Source organism: Bacillus sp. V3B (assembly GCF_024494465.1).
Taxonomy (GTDB): Bacteria; Bacillota; Bacilli; order Bacillales; family Cytobacillaceae; genus Bacillus_BD.
In genome coordinates this window covers 29248-47569 of record NZ_JAETXM010000015.1, presented here as the reverse complement: position 1 = coordinate 47569, position 18322 = coordinate 29248, and the positions used below count along the sequence as shown (strand labels likewise).

Below are 18322 nucleotides of genomic sequence, written 5' to 3'. Positions count from 1 at the left end.
AGAACAGTCATTATAAAATAATACTAATAGCTAATGAACAAGCTTTGTTATGATTATCATGTTCATTCACATAGATGAACGGTAGAATAGAGATATCTATCAAACAAAAAAGAGTAACGATTTAGAGGATGATCCCTTTTAGTAACAAATTCAACTCACAGCTGTTCGATAAAAGTATGAATGAAACGCAAATCAATTAGAGACGTGAAAACACGCAATTTAGTTCTTTTTATAGAAATGAAAGGGGTATGTTCGTGGCTAGAAACCAAGAGTTATTTGACTATAATGATGATGCTATACAAGTACTGGAAGGACTTGAAGCTGTACGTAAGCGTCCAGGAATGTATATCGGAAGTACAGATTCTCGAGGACTGCATCATCTCGTATACGAAATTGTAGATAATTCAGTTGATGAAGTATTAGCCGGTTTTGGTAATCACATTATTGTCAAAATACATAAAGACAATTCGATTAGTGTCCAAGATAAAGGACGAGGAATGCCAACAGGAATGCATAAAATTGGTAAACCAACGACAGAAGTTATTTTAACCATCCTTCATGCAGGTGGGAAATTTGGTCAAGGTGGTTATAAAACAAGTGGTGGCTTGCATGGTGTTGGTGCATCTGTTGTGAATGCCCTATCAGAATGGCTCGTTGTGACCATTAAACGGGACGGTGGTGTATATGAGCAACGTTTTGAAAAGGGTGGGAAACCTGTTACAACATTAGAGAGAAAAGGGAAGACCAATCAAACGGGAACGACCATACACTTCAAACCAGATCCTACTATTTTTTCAACAACTAGCTATAATTATGAAACACTTTGTGAACGTCTTCGTGAATCAGCCTTTCTCTTAAAAGGTGTAAAAATAGATATTTTTGATGAACGTAACGATGTTCATGATAGCTACCATTATGAAAACGGATTAGAAGCATTTGTGGAATATTTAAATGAAGAAAAAGATGTTCTTTCACCTGTCATTAGTTTTGAGGGTGAACAAAATGGTATTGAAGTCGATTTTGCTTTTCAGTTTAATGATGGTTATGCTGAAAATCTACTATCATTCGTTAATAATGTCCGCACAAAAGACGGCGGCACACATGAAGCTGGATTAAGAACAGCTGTTACACGGGTTTTTAATGAATATGCGCGTAAAGTGAATCTATTAAAAGAAAAAGATAAAAATTTAGACGGATCAGATGTGAGAGAAGGATTTTCAGCTATTATTTCTGTTCGTGTTCCAGAAGAGTTGCTCCAATTTGAAGGGCAGACAAAGGGGAAGCTTGGGACAAGCGAGGCTCGATCTGCTGTTGATTCGGTTGTTTCTGAACATTTATCTTATTTTTTCGGTGAAAACCCTGATATTAGTACACTTTTAATTAAAAAATCCATTAAAGCGTACCAAGCACGTGAAGCAGCAAGAAAAGCGCGTGAAGATGCGCGAAGTGGAAAGAAACGAAAACGGTCAGAGATTCTATCGGGAAAACTGACGCCTGCTCAATCACGAAATCCACAAAAAAATGAACTCTATTTAGTCGAAGGAGATTCTGCTGGTGGCTCAGCTAAACAGGGCCGTGATCGAAGATTTCAAGCAGTATTGCCATTACGGGGAAAAGTGATTAACACCGAAAAAGCAAAACTATCTGATATTTTTAAGAATGAAGAAATTAATACGATCATCCATACAATTGGAGCGGGTGTTGGCACAGACTTCCAAGTTGAAGACGTCAACTATGATAAAGTAATTATTATGACGGATGCTGATACAGATGGTGCTCATATTCAAGTTCTGTTGTTAACATTCTTTTATCGTTATATGAAACCACTGATTGAAGCAGGAAAAGTCTTTATTGCTCTTCCACCGCTTTATAAAGTTAGTAAAGGTACAGGTAAAAAAGAAGTCATTGAATATGCTTGGAGTGACGATGATCTTCAGGATACGATCAAAAAAGTAGGAAAGGGCCATATACTGCAACGATATAAAGGACTCGGGGAAATGAATGCTGATCAGTTGTGGGATACAACGATGAATCCAGAAACAAGAACATTAATCCGCGTTCGAATCGATGATATAGCTCGTGCAGAACGGAGAGTGACAACGCTTATGGGTGATAAAGTAGAACCACGCCGGAAATGGATTGAATCAAATGTGAAATTCGGATTGGAAGAAGAAGGTGATAGTATTCTCGAAAATGAGAATATTTCAGTGACAGAGGAGGTTGAGCCATCATGAGTTCTATTGAAACGTTTCGTGATCTCCCCTTAGAAGATGTTATTGGTGATCGATTTGGTCGATATAGTAAGTATATCATTCAAGAACGTGCACTTCCTGATGCGCGTGATGGTTTAAAACCCGTCCAACGCCGAATTTTATATGCTATGCATGTAGAGGGAAATACATATGAAAAGGGATTCCGAAAATCAGCAAAGACGGTCGGAAATGTCATTGGTAACTACCATCCTCATGGTGATTCCTCCGTTTATGAAGCCATGGTACGGATGAGTCAGGATTGGAAAGTGCGTAATGTTCTCGTAGAAATGCACGGGAATAACGGAAGTGTCGACGGTGATCCTCCTGCTGCGATGCGTTACACAGAAGCAAGACTTTCGGCCATCTCCTCGGTTCTTTTACGTGATATTGATAAAGAAACAGTGGAATTTGTGCCAAACTTTGATGATACGTCAAGTGAACCAACTGTATTACCTGCTATGTACCCAAATTTGCTTGTGAACGGTTCAACGGGTATATCTGCAGGCTATGCGACTGAAATTCCTCCACACCATCTTGGTGAGGTCATTGATGCGGTTATCCATCGAATGGATCATTCTGATTGTACGGTCGACGATTTGATGGAATTTGTCAAAGGACCAGATTTCCCAACAGGTGGAATTATTCAGGGGATTGATGGCATCAAAAAAGCGTATGAATCAGGAAAAGGTAAAGTTATTGTTCGAGGAAAATCAGAGTTTGAAACGATTCGCGGTGGCAAACAGCAAATTGTTATTACCGAAATTCCTTATGAAGTGAATAAAGCGAATTTGGTAAAGAAGATAGATGAATTTCGCTTTGATCGAAAAGTAGAAGGGATAGCGGAAGTGCGTGACGAAACGGATCGTACGGGATTACGAATTGTCGTTGAACTAAAAAAAGAAGCAGACGCTGAAGGTGTATTAAACTATTTATATAAAAATAGTGATCTGCAAGTTTCCTATCATTTTAATATGGTTGCTATCTATAATAAACGTCCTAGATTAATGGGACTTCGTGAATTGTTAGATGCTTATATTGCTCATCAAAAAGAGGTCGTTACAAGAAGATCTGAGTTCGATTTACAAAAAGCAAGTGAGCGTGCCCATATTGTTGAAGGATTAATGAAGGCACTATCTATTTTAGATGAAGTCATTGCTACGATTCGTGCCTCAAAAGATAAACGTGATGCCAAAAATAATTTGATTGCCGGGTATCAATTTACCGAGCCGCAGGCAGAAGCCATTGTATCCTTGCAATTATATCGTTTAACCAATACAGATATTACAGCATTAAGAGCCGAAGCAGAAGAATTAAGAAAGAAAATTGATGAGTTAACGGCTATTTTAAGTAGTGAGAAGAAGCTTTTCTCTGTTATAAAAAAAGAATTGAGAGATGTGCAAAAGCGCTTTGTAGATGGAAGAAAGACAAAAATTGAAGCTGAAATTGAAGAGATTAAGATTAATCTTGAAGTATTAGTTGCTAGTGAAGATGTTATTGTGACCGTTACGAAAGAAGGGTATGTGAAACGAACAAGCCAACGTTCTTATTCTGCTTCAAATGGACAAGATTTCGGTATGAAGGATTCAGATCGAATTATAGAGAAGCTTGATGTGAATACAACCGATGTTGTACTTCTTTTTACAAATAAAGGAAACTATCTGTACTGTCCGGTCCATGAATTACCTGATATACGTTGGAAGGATATTGGTCAACATATTTCCAATATTATTCCAATTGATCGTGATGAATCGATTATTACGGCTATACCGGTAGAGGAATTTGAGAAAGAAGCCTATCTATTGTTTGTCACAAAAAATGGAATGGTCAAAAAGACAGAGTTAAAACATTACAAAGCACAGCGACGTTCTAAATCCCTTGTTGCTATCAATGTAAAAGGCGATGATGAAGTCATTGCTGTACATGAAACAGATGGAACGAAAGAGTTATTTATGACAACCTATTTGGGCTATGCACTTTGGTTTAAAGAAGATGAAGTAAGCACAATTGGTGTCAGGGCTGCAGGTGTAAAAGGAATTAACTTAAAAGAAAATGACTTTGTTACAAGTGGAAAAATAAAGGCTACTGACAGTAATCCTTCCGTTGTAATTGTTACACAAAGAGGATCTGTTAAAAGGATGAAATTAAGTGAATTCGAAATCACATCTCGTGCAAAACGTGGCGTTGTTATTTTAAGAGAGTTGAAAGCAAACCCACATCATGTTGTTGGATTTGTGTTTGCAAACAATCATGATACCATTTTCATTGAAACAGAAAAAGGAATGATTGAAACAGTTGCTGCCGCTGATTTACGTTATAATGATCGCTATTCAAATGGTTCATTCTTATTTGATGAAAATGATAACGGAAAAGCGAAATCAATTTGGAAACTGAAAGAAAATAATTCTTCAACGGATTCGTAATAGGCAAAAGTTAGAATCGTTAAATACTAAAGGATGTTCTATTTTTTACTAATGTGTTGAAATAAAAGCTGATATGAATTTTTAGTTAAATAATAATGTAAAAAAAACCTTTTCTTGATTAAAAAAGAAGAGGTTTTTTTACATTATTTTTCCATTAATGGACATAATATTTAATGTAATTCACAAAGGAGGATTCAATTATGAAAAAGGAATTCGGTTTAGCTTTGTTAGCGCTTTTTTTCTTATCTTTGAATGCCATTACAGGAGCATATGCAGTTGAAAATGAAAATAAAGATAAGAATATTAAAAAAATAAATACCATCATCAAACAAGAAGTGGACGTTTCAGGGGATGGGAAACCTGATACCATTGAAATAAAAGGAATTCGATATGAAGAAGGGAGTTCGTATTTCAAAGACATTTATTTAGAGATTATAGCAACGAATGGTCAAACTTATAAAACTAGATTAGACAGTGGGTTTGATCCCACGCTCGAGTTTGTGGATTTAAATCAAGATGGCTTAGCAGATATGTTTATTAGTATTCCAACCGGTGGAAGCGGTGGGATATCGAATTACTTTCTATACACGTTAAAAGATTTTCAATTAAAAGAAATTGGTGCCCCTGATCCACTTATGATTACAAGTGAATTTCAAGATGATTATAAAGCAATCATAACGATTGATAATACAGGAGAATCGGTTACTTTTGATGTAATGAGTCGAAAAAAAGAGTATGAACGCTTGGGGCTGTATCAAAAAGGAAAATTAAATGAACCAAGAGAGCTCATGGTCGATCCATATAGTACATTAAAGCCGGTTATCATAAAGAATGACTCCAATGGGTTAAAAGGAGTTCAACAAATAAGTGGCGCTTATCATGCAGATGGAATTGCTTTTATTGAATCTACATGGTATTACGAAAATGAAAAATGGAATCTTATTCGTACAAAAGTAATAGAACGAGAACAAAATTAGAAAAAGTAACTATACAATAAGAAATAATTCCTCAAGTACTTGAGGAATTATTTCTTATAAAAAAGTATGAACTCGCCAAATGAAAAACCATTCAATACATAAAACAAGAATCCATCAATATTTTTTATTTTGTCTCACTATTATAAGTTTACTTTTATATTGAGACAAAAAACCGGTTTTTAAAATTGGTTCGTATAATATATATTATGTAAACTAGAAAAAGAAAAAAAAAACTGTTTGTAATCCATTTTCAATTAAATAATTAATGTGAATATCATTTTCGATTGCTACAGTATGGATTGGCTCACATTCGTTCTAAAGTTAACATCTGTTCTTTCGAGTGTTGAGATATATTAATTCTTTTATAGTTAATATAAATTCCGATTTCATACTTATAAATAATTGCAGCTAAGCACGATAAATTACTTTTCCCTTTAATCCATATACGATAAATAGGGTTTCCTACTTGAGAGATTTCTTGAGTAATTGCAGTACAAAGATCCCATGATTGCAAAAGAATTAGTAATCTTTCTACAAATAGTTTGCTGCCAGTAGTTATATTCATAGTACACCCTTCATTATCTACCCACCCCCATCAATCACTCCTCTTACAAATGATGGTAGGAATTCTTGCGGTACATCTGGAAATGGAACGGTTAAAGACTTATTGGCCGATATCCCTAATCCTTCAAGGTCTTTTTTAATTTTCTTAGTGATTCCATCATATCGAAAAAAATCTCATATAAACTTCGGTCTAAATCTAAGTTTCGCTTAATATTTTATAAAGAGATGATGAATTTCTTGATAAAAACATCTTATCCCCCTTTTCGTGAATAAATTGGAATAATGAGGAGAGATCAAAAGATGGTTACCATTCATTTTTTTGAAAATAATACTTTAGTATTAAGTCGATTGCAAAACCATATTTCTTCTGTGGATGAGAATATAAAAATTAAAGGTCGCAAAGGAAAAGTTGCAAGTGTTAAGATGATGAAAGAAGATCTAGTTCATGTACATGTAATTTTTGAAAAAGTTATTAAAAATCAGCCCCTATCAAAAGATCTTAAAAAGAAAAAACGATAACTTTTATTTATCCCCCTATTTCACTTTTGCTGAAAGTCTCGTATTCTTCTCGTATTAGAGTCTATCAATATAATTTAATTTCGCTAAAATGAAAAATAACGGATAAATAACAAATAAATACTATATTAAATAAAGTTGGCATTAAAGTATCGCTTATGAAAGGCAAAGCTAAAGACGAGGAGCCTAGTTAGACTCCTCGTCTTTCTTGTATCTATGATGGCGACTTTCACAGAGATTATCCGTTTAATTTCTAATTTAAACAGGTATTTTTATCAAATGTTAGAATTAACTATTATATAAAAACTTAAACTAAAGATGTCCATATTCTTGATAAAGTATTAAGGGGGAATCATATGAAAAAAATTGCTTGGGTCACTGATAGTACGTGTTATATAGAACCTGAATTTGCGAGACGACATAATATCTTTGTTGTGCCAATGGGCATTTCTTTTGATAGCGAAATGTATAAAGATAGAGTCGATATTACAGAAGAAGAGTTTTATCAAAAACTTACTTCTTCTCGTAACCTGCCCAAATCTTCACAACCTGCGATGGGAGATTTAGTTACACTTTATGAAGAACTGAAAAAAGAATATGATTTAGGCATCGCCATACATGTATCATCCGAACTCAGTGGAACCGCTAACGCTTCGAAACAAGCGGCTGACATCGCGGATTTTCCTCTTGAATTAGTGGATTCTAAGCTTATTTCTATGCCTATGAGTTATATGATCACAAAAGGTCAGGAAATGATTGATCAAGGGGTTTCCCCTGCTGAGGTAGCGAATAAACTAAGAACTATGTATGGATCCAATCAACTTTATGTGATGGTCGGTTCATTAGAACAGTTACATAAAGGTGGGCGTGTTAGCGCTCTGCAAATGATGATGGGAAGTCTTCTTCAAATCAAGCCTATTCTTACGTTTCAAGAAGGGAAACTAATCCCTCATGAAAAAGTACGTTCGCAAAAGAAAGCATTATCCTATATGGTTTCTCGTTTGAAAAGTGATTTAGAACAAGGAATGCATGTGAAAACGGTTTTTATCTTAGAAGGAAGCGCTGCACAAGAAGCACTTAATGTTCAAGAACAAATCCGTTCCCTATCCCCTAATATTGAAATTGTAATTGGTCCATTAGGTTCTGCTATTGGGGTTCATGCTGGAGCAGGTACAATTGCGCTTACCTGGTTTAGAGAATAATTGATATTTATTGACCTTTGTTATGTTAATCCATCTAAAATTAAATAAAACGAAACAGAAAAATCCCTTATTTAATTAAGGGGTTTTTCTGTTTCGTTCTATATTGTGGGTAACCGATGAATTACTCACAATCGGGATGAGCATTTCTGACAAAAAATAGTTTGCCACCCTTCTTGTTCGTTTTCCTCATAATAAAGAACTTTCCAATCTCCAAATACAGAAAGTAACTCTTTAGATCTTAACTTATATTGATTGGACACTCCTTGATCCTCGTTTTGCGGGGACAAATAGTACGTTTCCATGAAAAAATACCCATTATCCTTAATGACTGATTTAATAAAAGGGAATATTGAACGATCAAGATAATACGTAACGACAACAAGATCAAATGAAGCCTTGTTTAAATTCAGTTTATGCCATTCTGTCAGGTCGCATAGATGAGTATGGATGGAGAGCTGTTTTTTTACTGCTTGATTTTTTAAAAAGTCCACAGCCACGTCAGATATATCGAATGCTTGAACTTGATAGTTTAATTGTGCGAGGAACAGACTATTTCCACCAAGACCACAAGCAAGATCAAAAGCAGAACCTCCGTTTAGATACGCTGAAAGGTTCTTTAACCTAATATTTGGAGCTGGTTCATCTAAATGATGAAGACGATCACTGTATTTACTATTCCATTTCCTTTTTGGATCCATTTTTGAGCTCCTTTGGATTATCGATCATATTTTACATGTAAGTAAGCTACGATCAAATTTTTATTTCTATTATACCTATTCCCCTTTATGCTCCTCAATATTTAACGAAGTCTAGACTTACGAAAGCCATCAACCGCATTAAATACTGTAGATATCAAAAAGACGGAAATAACTCCGCCAACTGTCTGAGTTTTTAATTGGCCAGCTGTTAGGATAAATAAATCAGTCATGTACGTAATGAACTCTTGTTACAATAAGTTTGGGTTACTTGTATAGATGGCCACTTTTTCATTTCCTTGTATGATGATTATTTTTTATATTAATATAGCTAAATTCGACTTAAATGCTAAAAATTACGAGTTATGACCTATTAAAAATTATTTTAATATAATCAAATTTTTTTTTGGAAATAGTGATACAAAACTTTCATGAGCATCTACTCTCAACCCAGTATGTAAATGTCGATTGACCTACTTTCAATGCTTATGTTTTACTACGTACATAAAGGCTTGTTCAAGTAAGCCAACCAACAATTTATTTCTAAAGGGGTACGGAAACGATTCGGGGATTGAGGGGACACATATGAAATGATTTCCAATTATTATACCCCTTTTTCCTCTATTTCCTTTAGCTTGCGATAAAACGCTGCCTGACTAACCCCTGTAATAGCGCAAATCTCCTTTACAGTTTTATCTGTTGTCTTTCGTAATTCAATGGCATGGTTCATTCCTGGGTGTTTATCTGTATATTTTTCTACCCTTCCTCGATATTCGCCCTTTTGCTTAGCCAACTTAATCCCCGAACGCTGCTTTTCTTTAATCATTTCTCGATCTAGCTCACTAAATGCAGCCATAACAGTTAAAAAGAATTTACCAGTAGGTGTTCTTCTATCAATTCCTAAGTTTAGGATAACAAAATGTATGTTTCTTTCACGGAGTTGTTCAACCAGCTACAACAACTGAACAGTATTTCGACCAAGACGATCCATTCTAGTCACAACTAAGGTATCATCAGTAGCAATCTTGGAAAGAAGTTCATCCAAAGGGCCATTATATGTAGTATGATTTCCCACAATATTCACCTCTTTTTTGTTTCCTTGAAACGAATTATCCGGAAATGAATAGGGTACTTTTTTACATTATTAAGGAGAGTATTAAATCCTACAAACTAATAAAGATATAATTTTTACTAGTTTAATTCGATAGTTTGGTAATCCTATAAGTGAATTAATATATATTTCTTTTTAAGAAAAGGGTATCCTGATGATACCCTCAACCTTTTTTTATCCAAAACTTAAATATACCGTTATCCTCTTGAACTTTTAGAAATTCATGACCACCAGATTTTGCCCAAGCTGTCAGGTCATTTTTAGCCCCTTTATCAGTTGCATGGATCTCTAAAACTTCTCCTGATGCTAATTCATTCATTGCTTTTTTCGTTTTTATAATAGGCATCGGACAAGCTAAACCTTTTGCGTCTAAAATTTTATTGACATTCATTTGTTGTACCCTCCATATTTTTTGAATTCTGTTAAACTTGACTGTAAAATTTCCTCTAACCGTACCCGGACTCTGTCCTTCAGTACAGGATTCTTCTTAAGCGCATGACATGCTTATGAAGATCAGTCCGTATGATGTACTGCACAACGGTTTGGACCAATTTCTAATTCTTGCTTTCTTTCAACATCGGCTTCTTGAACACCACGGTTAATCATAATAATTTCTTCAAAGTTAGGTGGTTTTACAGAACTTGCTGATTTTTCAACATCGTTTAAGAAATCTTCTCTTGTTGCATTGAACATTTTCTCATTACGTGTACGGATGTTTCCTAACGTATCCCCAATGTAACCTTCAGCATTCATCTCTTCGTCAAAGTTAGCATAATGTGCTGGCAATACGATCACATCATCTGCAATTTCAGATACTTTATTAAATACAGTGTTATATAAGTCGTTTGCCCATTCTCTTACTTTATTTCCTAAGTCAGGGCGACCTAGCCCGCTTACGAAAATAGTATCACCAGAGAATAATAATTTTTTATTTACAAAAAATGATACACTTCCTGGTGTGTGTCCAGGTGTTTTCACTGCAAGCACTTCTAATTCAATATTTTTAAATTTAATTTTCTCGTGTTCTTCAAACGGTTTGAAATCAAAGATTGCACCTTCACTTTTCATAAGGTAGTACGAAGCACCTGTTTTATCTGCTAATTCTTTACCGCCGGAAATGTGATCTGCATGTAGATGTGAATCAACAATATGGGTTATTTTTGCTCCCTCTTCTTTTGCAGCTTCAATATACTCATCCACAAAACGTGCTGGATCTACGATTAATGCTTCATCATCTGAAACAACCATATAAGATAAACAACCTTTCCCTTCTCGTACAAATTGATAAACTTTAATATCTTCATCTTCATAAACTTTCGCTTTATATAAATGCTCACTCCAGGACTTCATCCCACCGCTTAAGTAAGCTGTATCAATTCCTTCATCAGAAAGCATTTCCGCTACCATCATAGATGAACCTTCTTTTGCACATACGACTAAAATTTCTTTATCTGATGGAAGTTTTGACAAAATCCCTTCAACTCCATCAAGTAATTCAAAATATGGAATATTTAAATACTCGAAGTTTTCACCTTCAATTTTCCAATCGTTAAAATCACTCACATTACGAACATCTAAAATAAATAAGTTTTCTTTATTTAACACCTTATCCGTTACTTCTTTTGCTAACATTTTACGTACTGCCATTATGAATTACCCCCTTAGGTATTATTATAGTTAAAAAATTTTTGTAAGTTGATTAGAATGTTAATGTTACATCCGCGTCTTTTGCAAACTCTAAAAATGTTACTGCTCCACCGACTTCGATGCCATCTACAAAAGCTTCTTTTTCTAATCCCATAACATCCATTGTCATTTGGCAACCAATAAATTTAACTCCTAAATCTTGTGCCATTTCCACTAACTCAGGGATTGCTGGCACGTTAGCTTTTGCAAAGTCTTCTGCAAAGTGTTCTTTACCCTCTGGCATAGGAAGCTGCTTGTATGCATCTTTATGAATTAAGTTTAACCCTTCAAATGTAAAGAAAATAGCTACTTCTTGATCTGTCGCTGCAGCTGCTGTTGCAATATTAAACACTTTATATGCATCAAATAATCCACCATTACTTGCGATGATTGCTACTTTTTTACTCATTACTCATTCCTCCTAGTTTTTAATGCCAACATAATATTATTTGGATCATAGCCAATAACCCACTTACCATTAACTTCTGTTTGCGGCACTCCCATTTGCCCTGTTTTGTTTACAAGTTAGTTCATTATCTCTGGTTTGGTTTCAACATTTATCTCTTTGAAAGGAATATTTTGATCTACTAAAAAATTCTTTAGCATAACACAATATGGGCAATGTGTAGTAGTATAGACTGTCACTGTGTTCATATTAATAACCTCCTATTTGTTTAAAGTTTCCGTTTTTCCTGTTCAAGCACTCATGCCTGGAACTACATTAATCACATTAGCAAAACCCTTTTCAGCTAATTTTTGAGAAGCAAGATCACTGCGGTTTCCTGTTCGGCATACCACATAAATTTCATCATCTGTGTTTAATTGGCTTAGACGCTCTTCCAGTTCTCCTAACGGAATAGAAATAGCATTAGGAATATGGTTAAATGCATATTCAGCTGATTCTCTTACATCAAGAACCACGATGTTTTCATTAGCATCTAGCTTCTTTTCAAGTTCTTCATTGCTAGTTACATTGGGATGTTTTCTTTCAATTAAACCATCATTAGATGATTTTCTTAGATAATGTTTTAGTACTTCTCCTTCTTCGATTGTCCCAAGATACTGATGACCAGCACTGTTCGCCCAAGCTTGAATATCAGCTTTTGACCCTTTATCTGTGGCTTGAACTTCCAAGACCTGACCAGCTTGTAAATCATTCATTGCCTTTTTTGTTTTCACGATTGGCATTGGGCAAGCAAACCCTTTTACATCTAATAAAAAGTCTGTTTTTAATGATTCCATAATATAAAAGCCTCCTATTTTTACCCCCAATGGTATTATGTTAATTTAAAAAATTTACTTAGTTTCGCCTTCCCATGCAAGCATCCCGCCTGACATATTAATCACATTAAATCCATGACTTTCAAGAAATTGAGATGCCCGACCACTTCGTGCACCAGACCGACAAACCATAATATATTCTTTAGCCTTACCTAATTCATGCATTCGGAATTCTAATAATCCTAGTGGAATATGAATTGCTCCTGGAATTTTTCCAGTCTCAACTTCATCTACTTCACGAACATCAATTAAGTTTAATGGTTTACCTTCTAATAGTAAGATTTCTACTTCTTTTGCAGTTAATTGCTTCATTCTTTTTCCTCCCTTTATCTCCAGAGGCTCATACCGCCCTTTACATTCGTTACTTTTGTAAATCCTAATTTTTCAAGCATTTTACTAGCCTTTTGACTTCTCATTCCACTTTGACAAATGACAATTACTTCTTTGTCTTTTGACAGCTCCTTCTCTGCTTTTTGTGCAAGCTGATGAAGTGGGAGATGTTTAAATCCTCTAATACTATTCCCCTTAAATTCCCCTGGAGTTCGGACATCGACAAATTGTTTATTCTTATCTTTTAATTCATTTTTTAGATCTGATGTTGAAATCTGTCTAACACCTTTGGCCGGGATTATTCGATTTATGATAAAGAATAGGAAAAGTGCAATCACTAAATAACTTAGATATTACAAACCTAGTCCCTCCTTCATGAACGGGAAATTTCCCCTAACTGATTTAGATAAATAAGTTCACGTTACCATCTTCTGCATCAGCTAAATACGCAGCAACCCCTGCATATTCGATATTATCCAAAATCTCTTCTTTTTGTAGTCCTAATAAATCCATGTTTTATCACTCCTCATTTAACATTTTACCGTTACCCCTATGGGTATGATGATAACTAAAATAAAAGAGGGTGTCAACCCTTTTATTTTATCTACTTTTCACAAGCAGATTTACGGCTTCTTTTACTAGTTCTTCTGTATTCTTTTCACCAATTTGCTCTGCATTACGTACACATTCCACTAAATTAGAACTAACCATAACCCCAATTGTACGATCAATGGCTGTTCTTGCTGCAGATAACTGGGTGATGACTTCTTTGCAGTCCTTATTTTCTTCCATCATTCTTAAAATTCCTCTTAACTGTCCTTCAACCCGTTTTACTCTATTTTTAATTTGATCATTATAATCCATGTCCTTACCTCCCTTTAACCATTCGTTTCTATTTTTAAAAAGTTTTCCTTAAAGGGTAATTTGTTATGATCAGCAATTCTATATCCACGACCCGAAAACCCCTTTGTCTTAAAAAGCGTATTCCAATATTTTTTTCGAGTATGCCTGATACAACTACATGTTTGGAAATTCATTAAAGTTTCTCTTAAGATAGGCAGTTGGAATATTGATTGTCCCTTTGCCGATAAAAGGAACAACATTAACAAGTTCTACATTATACCTATATGGGTATAATGTCAACTAAAATCAAATTCGCCCCGCCGAATTTGCGCCCGGATTTTTATCGAGCTCGCTCGATAAATGACCTTTAAAAAATCCGAGGCATCCGCCGGAGGCTTAACTTCATTCAGTCGGGGTTTGAACCCCCACTGAATCAGAGAGCTTTTTGCATTCATCCCCCACTTACAGAAGTGGAGGACTTCTGCTGAATGAAGTTAAATAATACAGTGGGTAGATCAATACTTATATATTGAAGGTGGTTGATAAATGCCGTCTACTGAGGAGTAGGTGTTTCCTTTTCAAAGACAATAAAATAAGCATCGATATTCGAGGCTCATTTTATTATTTTTTATATAGAACTATTTTTACTAATTTAAATACTACCATTTATACAACTAATTAGCCGATCTTCAATGTCCTGAGCAAATTGTTTCATCTTTTCATCATTCAGTTTAGATGTGATAAAGTGGCTCTTTTTGCGTCCTCTTTTATTTCATTCCAAGGACTGTAGGTAGCGCCTTCAGGTATCTGAAAAAGTTGATCTATGTTCTTTTTTTGTTCATCATTTAGTGCATGATCAATCTGATGATAGATGGCACGATATGATTTATTTCGAACATCATTAGCAGTATCTTTTAATGTATTATAAACATGTAATTCGTATCGTTGACGTATTAATTCTTCAATGGCAGCATTGACTAAGTCGGCCGGATCATCTTTACTAAATGCGAGTTTACCCATTATATCAATTATTATTTGATGGGCTTCATGATCATACGGTCGTAGCTGAAGATAATCTCGAATAAAGCGAAAATGGCGTTTGGCTGTTCTCGTTTCACTATACATTTTCAACTCTTCGTTGGTGGGCATAGGTAAGTGTGCTTTTTTCGCAATATGTATGACAATCACTTCTGGAACATCGACAACACGTATAAAGAATCCAAGCTTTTGTACGATTTTAATTAATACCAGTAATGCTAAATTCTGCAAATTTCCTCTAGATTTAGCTTCTGCCCATTCTATTTCATTCATTTCGGGGGTATATACTTCTTCAAAGTCCTTTTCCGTTAGATTATTCTTAAATCTAGGGTAGATGGTATCCTGAATACTTGGCAATTTAAATCCCTTCTTTATCTAAATTTTTCGACAATCCTATTTTATAATAAAATAAAAACCTATCATTTTGATAGGTTCGGCTATTAATTCTATTATTTTCACATGTGGCCCCTCAATCTACGAATCGTTTCCGTACCCCCTAAACAGAAAAAATGGCTCTAAACGCAAAGAAAAGCGACAGTATCAATCGGTCGCTTTTTTAACCTTATTCATATTCGTTATAATAGTCCGTAATAGTAATCCCAAGAAGAGTCCTGGTATTACACATAACATCGGAAGCCAAACAGGTCCTAATAGAACACCAAATAATTGGATAGTTGAAGAATAAATACAACCGACCGTAACAGAATAGGCAGTAAAAACAAGAGGAAAAAAAGCGTAGTGGTCTTTTCCCCCTCCTGCATCTTTAAATGCATCCCACATCGCATAAAAATATAAACAGGGATAAAACATTAACCACTGATAATCTGTATGTACAATTGCTTGTTCGATATCTCCTAGAAAACTTAACATAATTACTTCGTTAAAATTCGCTTGAATATTCACTAAGAATTCCAAAAAAACAAGTAAAAAGCCTTTTAGATATTTTCCATTTAAAAACTGACCGAATCCTGGAAAAGCGATGCTCCATAATAATTTTTCTGTTGGGTTTCCCATACGTACTCTATCCCTTAACTATTTTTTATTTATTAAATAATTGGAAACTAGTTAAAAAGTCATTTAGTTCTCCTCCGGAAAATTTAGTGGAACCCTACATAAGCTATTATTTCCCAAATCCATCGAGATATTTAAAATTAGAGGATAAATCAATAGCAGTGGTTACGTTTCTGCTTTTTAAATAGCTATGTTAATAATTATTGTTGATAAATGGCTTTTGATGTATGCGGTCATGTGTTTGATTCAGTATGAATAACGTAATAGACGCGTACACCAAAGGCTATTAGAACACAACACTGTTATTTAGCATAGCCTTAAATAAATTCAAGGTTGTTTCTGGATGTTCCTTTCATGCTGGTTCTGTAGTCCTCCTTGTTAATCGAAAGAAGGCTATAGAACCAATCGAAGAAGTAATAAACAATATGGCTCCCATTGGTACTGCTGTCTCCTCATTAATACCAACGAGAGGAGAAACGATAGCTCCGATTAATAATGGAAGCATGCCTAACACAGCACTTGCACTTCCTGCGCGATGTCCTTGGTGTTCCATTGCTAGTATAAAGGTACTTGTTAAGATCATTCCGATAGAGGTCATGTAAATAAATATTGGTATCACAAGAGTCGCTAATGGACCTTCAATAATTGTCATGATAAGAAGGATTAAGGTTGCACTTACAGCAATAATGACAGCAACTCGAAGCAGGCTTCTTTCATGAATGATTCCACCAAAGCGCCCAATGATAAAGCTCCCTGTAATAATGGCTAAACCATTAATGCCAAAGAGGATACTAAAAACTTGAGGCGAAACCTCATAGATCCCCTGATACACAAAAGGAGTTCCTGACACATAAGCAAAGCTCCCTCCGTGAATAAACCCGACGATCAGTGCATAACCAATAAAAGAACGATCCTTCAACAAACTCCCCATCGTACGAATGGAATGCCCAACTGAACTTGGAATTCGTTTCTCTTGTGGCAGTGTTTCCTTTAATTGCATAGCAACAATCAAAATAATTAAAAGGCCAAATAAACTTAAAAAGAAGAAAATCGTATGCCAGCTTGCAAAGGGCAGGAGCAAAATGGCTCCACCAGCTATTGGTGCAATCATTGGTGCAACAGCAGTTATGACCATTAAAAGCGAGAAGAATTTCGTAAGCTCTCTTCCACTAAATACATCACGTACGACAGCACGAGAAAGGACAATCCCTGCTGAAGCAGTGAAACCTTGTAGAAACCGAGCTACCACCAACGTAGTAATATTCGGTGCAAGTGCACAGAGAAGGGATGATAACACAAATAAGAAAATGGATATCAATAAGGGTTTTCTTCTACCTTGGACATCACTAATCGGTCCAATAATGATCTGACCGATCGCAAGTCCGATCAAACACGTGGTTAAACTAAGCTGTACAAGTGAGGCACGTGCGCCTAAATCATACGCAATATCGGGAAAACTGGGTAAATACATATCAATATTAAGCGGCCCTAATATTGATAGCATGCTGAGAAGAAACGCCAATACTAAGCGCTCTTTTCCTGCTGGGTTATGAAGCATGAATCTTAAACACCTTCCTACCTAACTCTTCTTTTTCTTTCAGTAGTTTCTTTATACTTTTCATTTAGTCTTTTTCCTTAATTAGTTAATATAACCGATTTATACATATTAATCCTAAAAATCCTATGAGGAAAAAAGAGGGTAACTCGAAAAAAATATAAAAAGAGTAATTAGTCCTCAAAAAGAACGAATTACTCCTTTTTTGTGATCTACCTTAGCAATAGCTGTTAGGGGCAGTCTATTGATTTTTTTCTTTGTCTAATGTTAAATTCATTGATTCTTGTCAGGCAACAAGTAGCAACCGAAAATAGTGTATTTTAGTTCGATGATTCTACGTATACACGAATCATTTCTGGTGTAACGATCTTACGAGTAGGTATTAACCTTTGGTTTGCAAGAATATTGATTTGATTTGTGATTTCATTAATCTTATCTGTTGTAAACGGCTTACCTGCTTTACATAACTCGAGAGCCTCTTGGATATACTCTTCACGTTGTTGATCTAAGATCGTAAATTGGGTAAAAAGCTCATTTTGTTTTTGAGCATGTAACGTAATGTCTTTATGTACACTCATGATCGTTCACTCCTATAATTAAAAATGTAATAAGAGAGGAATCTGAAATCTCCTCTCTCTCAATATTACTCTCCCGCGTTCACGATAATTTTATAATTTAACGATTGCAATGTTTTTTCGTATGCCTCAGGCGAAACGATGTAGTACTTTGCATTGTCCTCCGTTACGACTAGTTCTTCAGGGCTTTTATCCACTTGTGCAGCCTCTAAGCTAAAATAACTAGTTCCTAATAGTTCTGAAATATTCATATCATCACCCCCAAT

At 35.2% G+C, this 18322-nt stretch carries 18 protein-coding genes and 3 pseudogenes; 5 read left to right on the top strand and 16 right to left on the bottom strand.

Annotation, left to right across the window (positions count from 1 at the left end; genetic code table 11):
- The first annotated feature begins 254 nt into the window (after nt 1-254).
- From parE to JMM81_RS15730, 5 genes are all read left to right on the top strand, one after another.
- The gene (gene parE, locus JMM81_RS15750; RefSeq protein WP_256242513.1) at nt 255-2234 is read left to right on the top strand and encodes a DNA topoisomerase IV subunit B; all 1980 of its coding nucleotides are present in this window, start codon (nt 255-257) and stop codon (nt 2232-2234) included.
- Nucleotides 2231-4672: a DNA topoisomerase IV subunit A gene (parC, locus tag JMM81_RS15745; RefSeq protein ID WP_256242512.1), complete on the top strand. Its 2442-nt coding sequence runs from the start codon at nt 2231-2233 to the stop codon at nt 4670-4672. Before parE ends, parC begins: the two co-directional genes overlap by 4 nt.
- Before the next feature lie 200 nt (nt 4673-4872).
- Nucleotides 4873-5649 carry a hypothetical protein gene (locus JMM81_RS15740; protein WP_256242511.1) on the top strand — a complete coding sequence of 259 codons (777 nt, stop codon included), beginning with the start codon at nt 4873-4875 and terminating at the stop codon, nt 5647-5649.
- 864 nt (nt 5650-6513) lie between these two features.
- Nucleotides 6514-6732: a hypothetical protein gene (locus JMM81_RS15735; protein WP_256242510.1), complete on the top strand. Its 219-nt coding sequence runs from the start codon at nt 6514-6516 to the stop codon at nt 6730-6732.
- Nucleotides 6733-7085: 353 nt separating this feature from the next.
- Nucleotides 7086-7931 (top strand): DegV family protein, encoded by an 846-nt coding sequence (locus JMM81_RS15730; RefSeq protein WP_256242508.1) that lies wholly within the window; start codon nt 7086-7088, stop codon nt 7929-7931.
- 125 nt (nt 7932-8056) lie between these two features.
- Here JMM81_RS15730 and JMM81_RS15725 read toward each other — a convergent pair whose 3' ends face one another.
- The 16 genes and pseudogenes from JMM81_RS15725 to JMM81_RS15650 form a co-directional block, all read right to left on the bottom strand.
- Nucleotides 8057-8629: a class I SAM-dependent methyltransferase gene (locus tag JMM81_RS15725; protein WP_256242507.1), complete on the bottom strand. Its 573-nt coding sequence runs from the start codon at nt 8627-8629 to the stop codon at nt 8057-8059.
- A 601-nt stretch (nt 8630-9230) separates the two neighbouring features.
- Nucleotides 9231-9671 (bottom strand): annotated as a pseudogene (locus JMM81_RS15720) (recombinase family protein); the annotation flags it as partial.
- A 229-nt stretch (nt 9672-9900) separates the two neighbouring features.
- A complete protein-coding gene (locus tag JMM81_RS15715; RefSeq protein WP_256242506.1) occupies nt 9901-10128 on the bottom strand; it encodes a sulfurtransferase TusA family protein in 228 nt (75 codons plus the stop codon).
- A 122-nt stretch (nt 10129-10250) separates the two neighbouring features.
- Nucleotides 10251-11384 carry an MBL fold metallo-hydrolase gene (locus JMM81_RS15710; RefSeq protein WP_256242505.1) on the bottom strand — a complete coding sequence of 378 codons (1134 nt, stop codon included), beginning with the start codon at nt 11382-11384 and terminating at the stop codon, nt 10251-10253.
- A 52-nt stretch (nt 11385-11436) separates the two neighbouring features.
- On the bottom strand, nt 11437-11832 hold the full coding sequence (locus JMM81_RS15705; protein WP_256242504.1) for a DsrE/DsrF/DrsH-like family protein: 396 nt from the start codon (nt 11830-11832) through the stop codon (nt 11437-11439).
- Nucleotides 11832-12077 (bottom strand): annotated as a pseudogene (locus JMM81_RS15700) (glutaredoxin family protein). The gene JMM81_RS15705 and the pseudogene JMM81_RS15700 overlap by 1 nt, the downstream one beginning before the upstream one ends.
- Nucleotides 12078-12119: 42 nt before the next feature.
- Nucleotides 12120-12665, bottom strand: a complete 546-nt coding sequence (locus JMM81_RS15695; protein WP_256242503.1) for a sulfurtransferase TusA family protein — start codon at nt 12663-12665, stop codon at nt 12120-12122.
- A 54-nt stretch (nt 12666-12719) separates the two neighbouring features.
- A complete protein-coding gene (locus tag JMM81_RS15690; RefSeq protein ID WP_256242502.1) occupies nt 12720-13016 on the bottom strand; it encodes a rhodanese-like domain-containing protein in 297 nt (98 codons plus the stop codon).
- A 14-nt stretch (nt 13017-13030) separates the two neighbouring features.
- Nucleotides 13031-13372, bottom strand: coding sequence for a rhodanese-like domain-containing protein (locus JMM81_RS15685; RefSeq protein ID WP_256242501.1), 342 nt, complete (start codon nt 13370-13372; stop codon nt 13031-13033).
- A 64-nt stretch (nt 13373-13436) separates the two neighbouring features.
- Nucleotides 13437-13547, bottom strand: a pseudogene (locus JMM81_RS15680) (DsrE/DsrF/DrsH-like family protein); the annotation flags it as partial.
- Between the two features lie 87 nt (nt 13548-13634).
- Nucleotides 13635-13898, bottom strand: a complete 264-nt coding sequence (locus JMM81_RS15675) for a metal-sensitive transcriptional regulator (protein ID WP_256242500.1) — start codon at nt 13896-13898, stop codon at nt 13635-13637.
- Between the two features lie 705 nt (nt 13899-14603).
- A complete protein-coding gene (locus tag JMM81_RS15670) occupies nt 14604-15272 on the bottom strand; it encodes a DUF4158 domain-containing protein (RefSeq protein WP_256242499.1) in 669 nt (222 codons plus the stop codon).
- A 183-nt stretch (nt 15273-15455) separates the two neighbouring features.
- On the bottom strand, nt 15456-15929 hold the full coding sequence (locus JMM81_RS15665; protein ID WP_256242497.1) for a hypothetical protein: 474 nt from the start codon (nt 15927-15929) through the stop codon (nt 15456-15458).
- Nucleotides 15930-16278: 349 nt separating this feature from the next.
- The gene (locus tag JMM81_RS15660; RefSeq protein WP_256242496.1) at nt 16279-17484 is read right to left on the bottom strand and encodes a Bcr/CflA family efflux MFS transporter; all 1206 of its coding nucleotides are present in this window, start codon (nt 17482-17484) and stop codon (nt 16279-16281) included.
- A gap of 317 nt (nt 17485-17801) precedes the next feature.
- Nucleotides 17802-18059: a DUF2533 family protein gene (locus JMM81_RS15655; protein ID WP_256242495.1), complete on the bottom strand. Its 258-nt coding sequence runs from the start codon at nt 18057-18059 to the stop codon at nt 17802-17804.
- Nucleotides 18060-18124: 65 nt separating this feature from the next.
- Nucleotides 18125-18307: a hypothetical protein gene (locus JMM81_RS15650; RefSeq protein WP_256242494.1), complete on the bottom strand. Its 183-nt coding sequence runs from the start codon at nt 18305-18307 to the stop codon at nt 18125-18127.
- Nucleotides 18308-18322 lie beyond the last annotated feature (15 nt).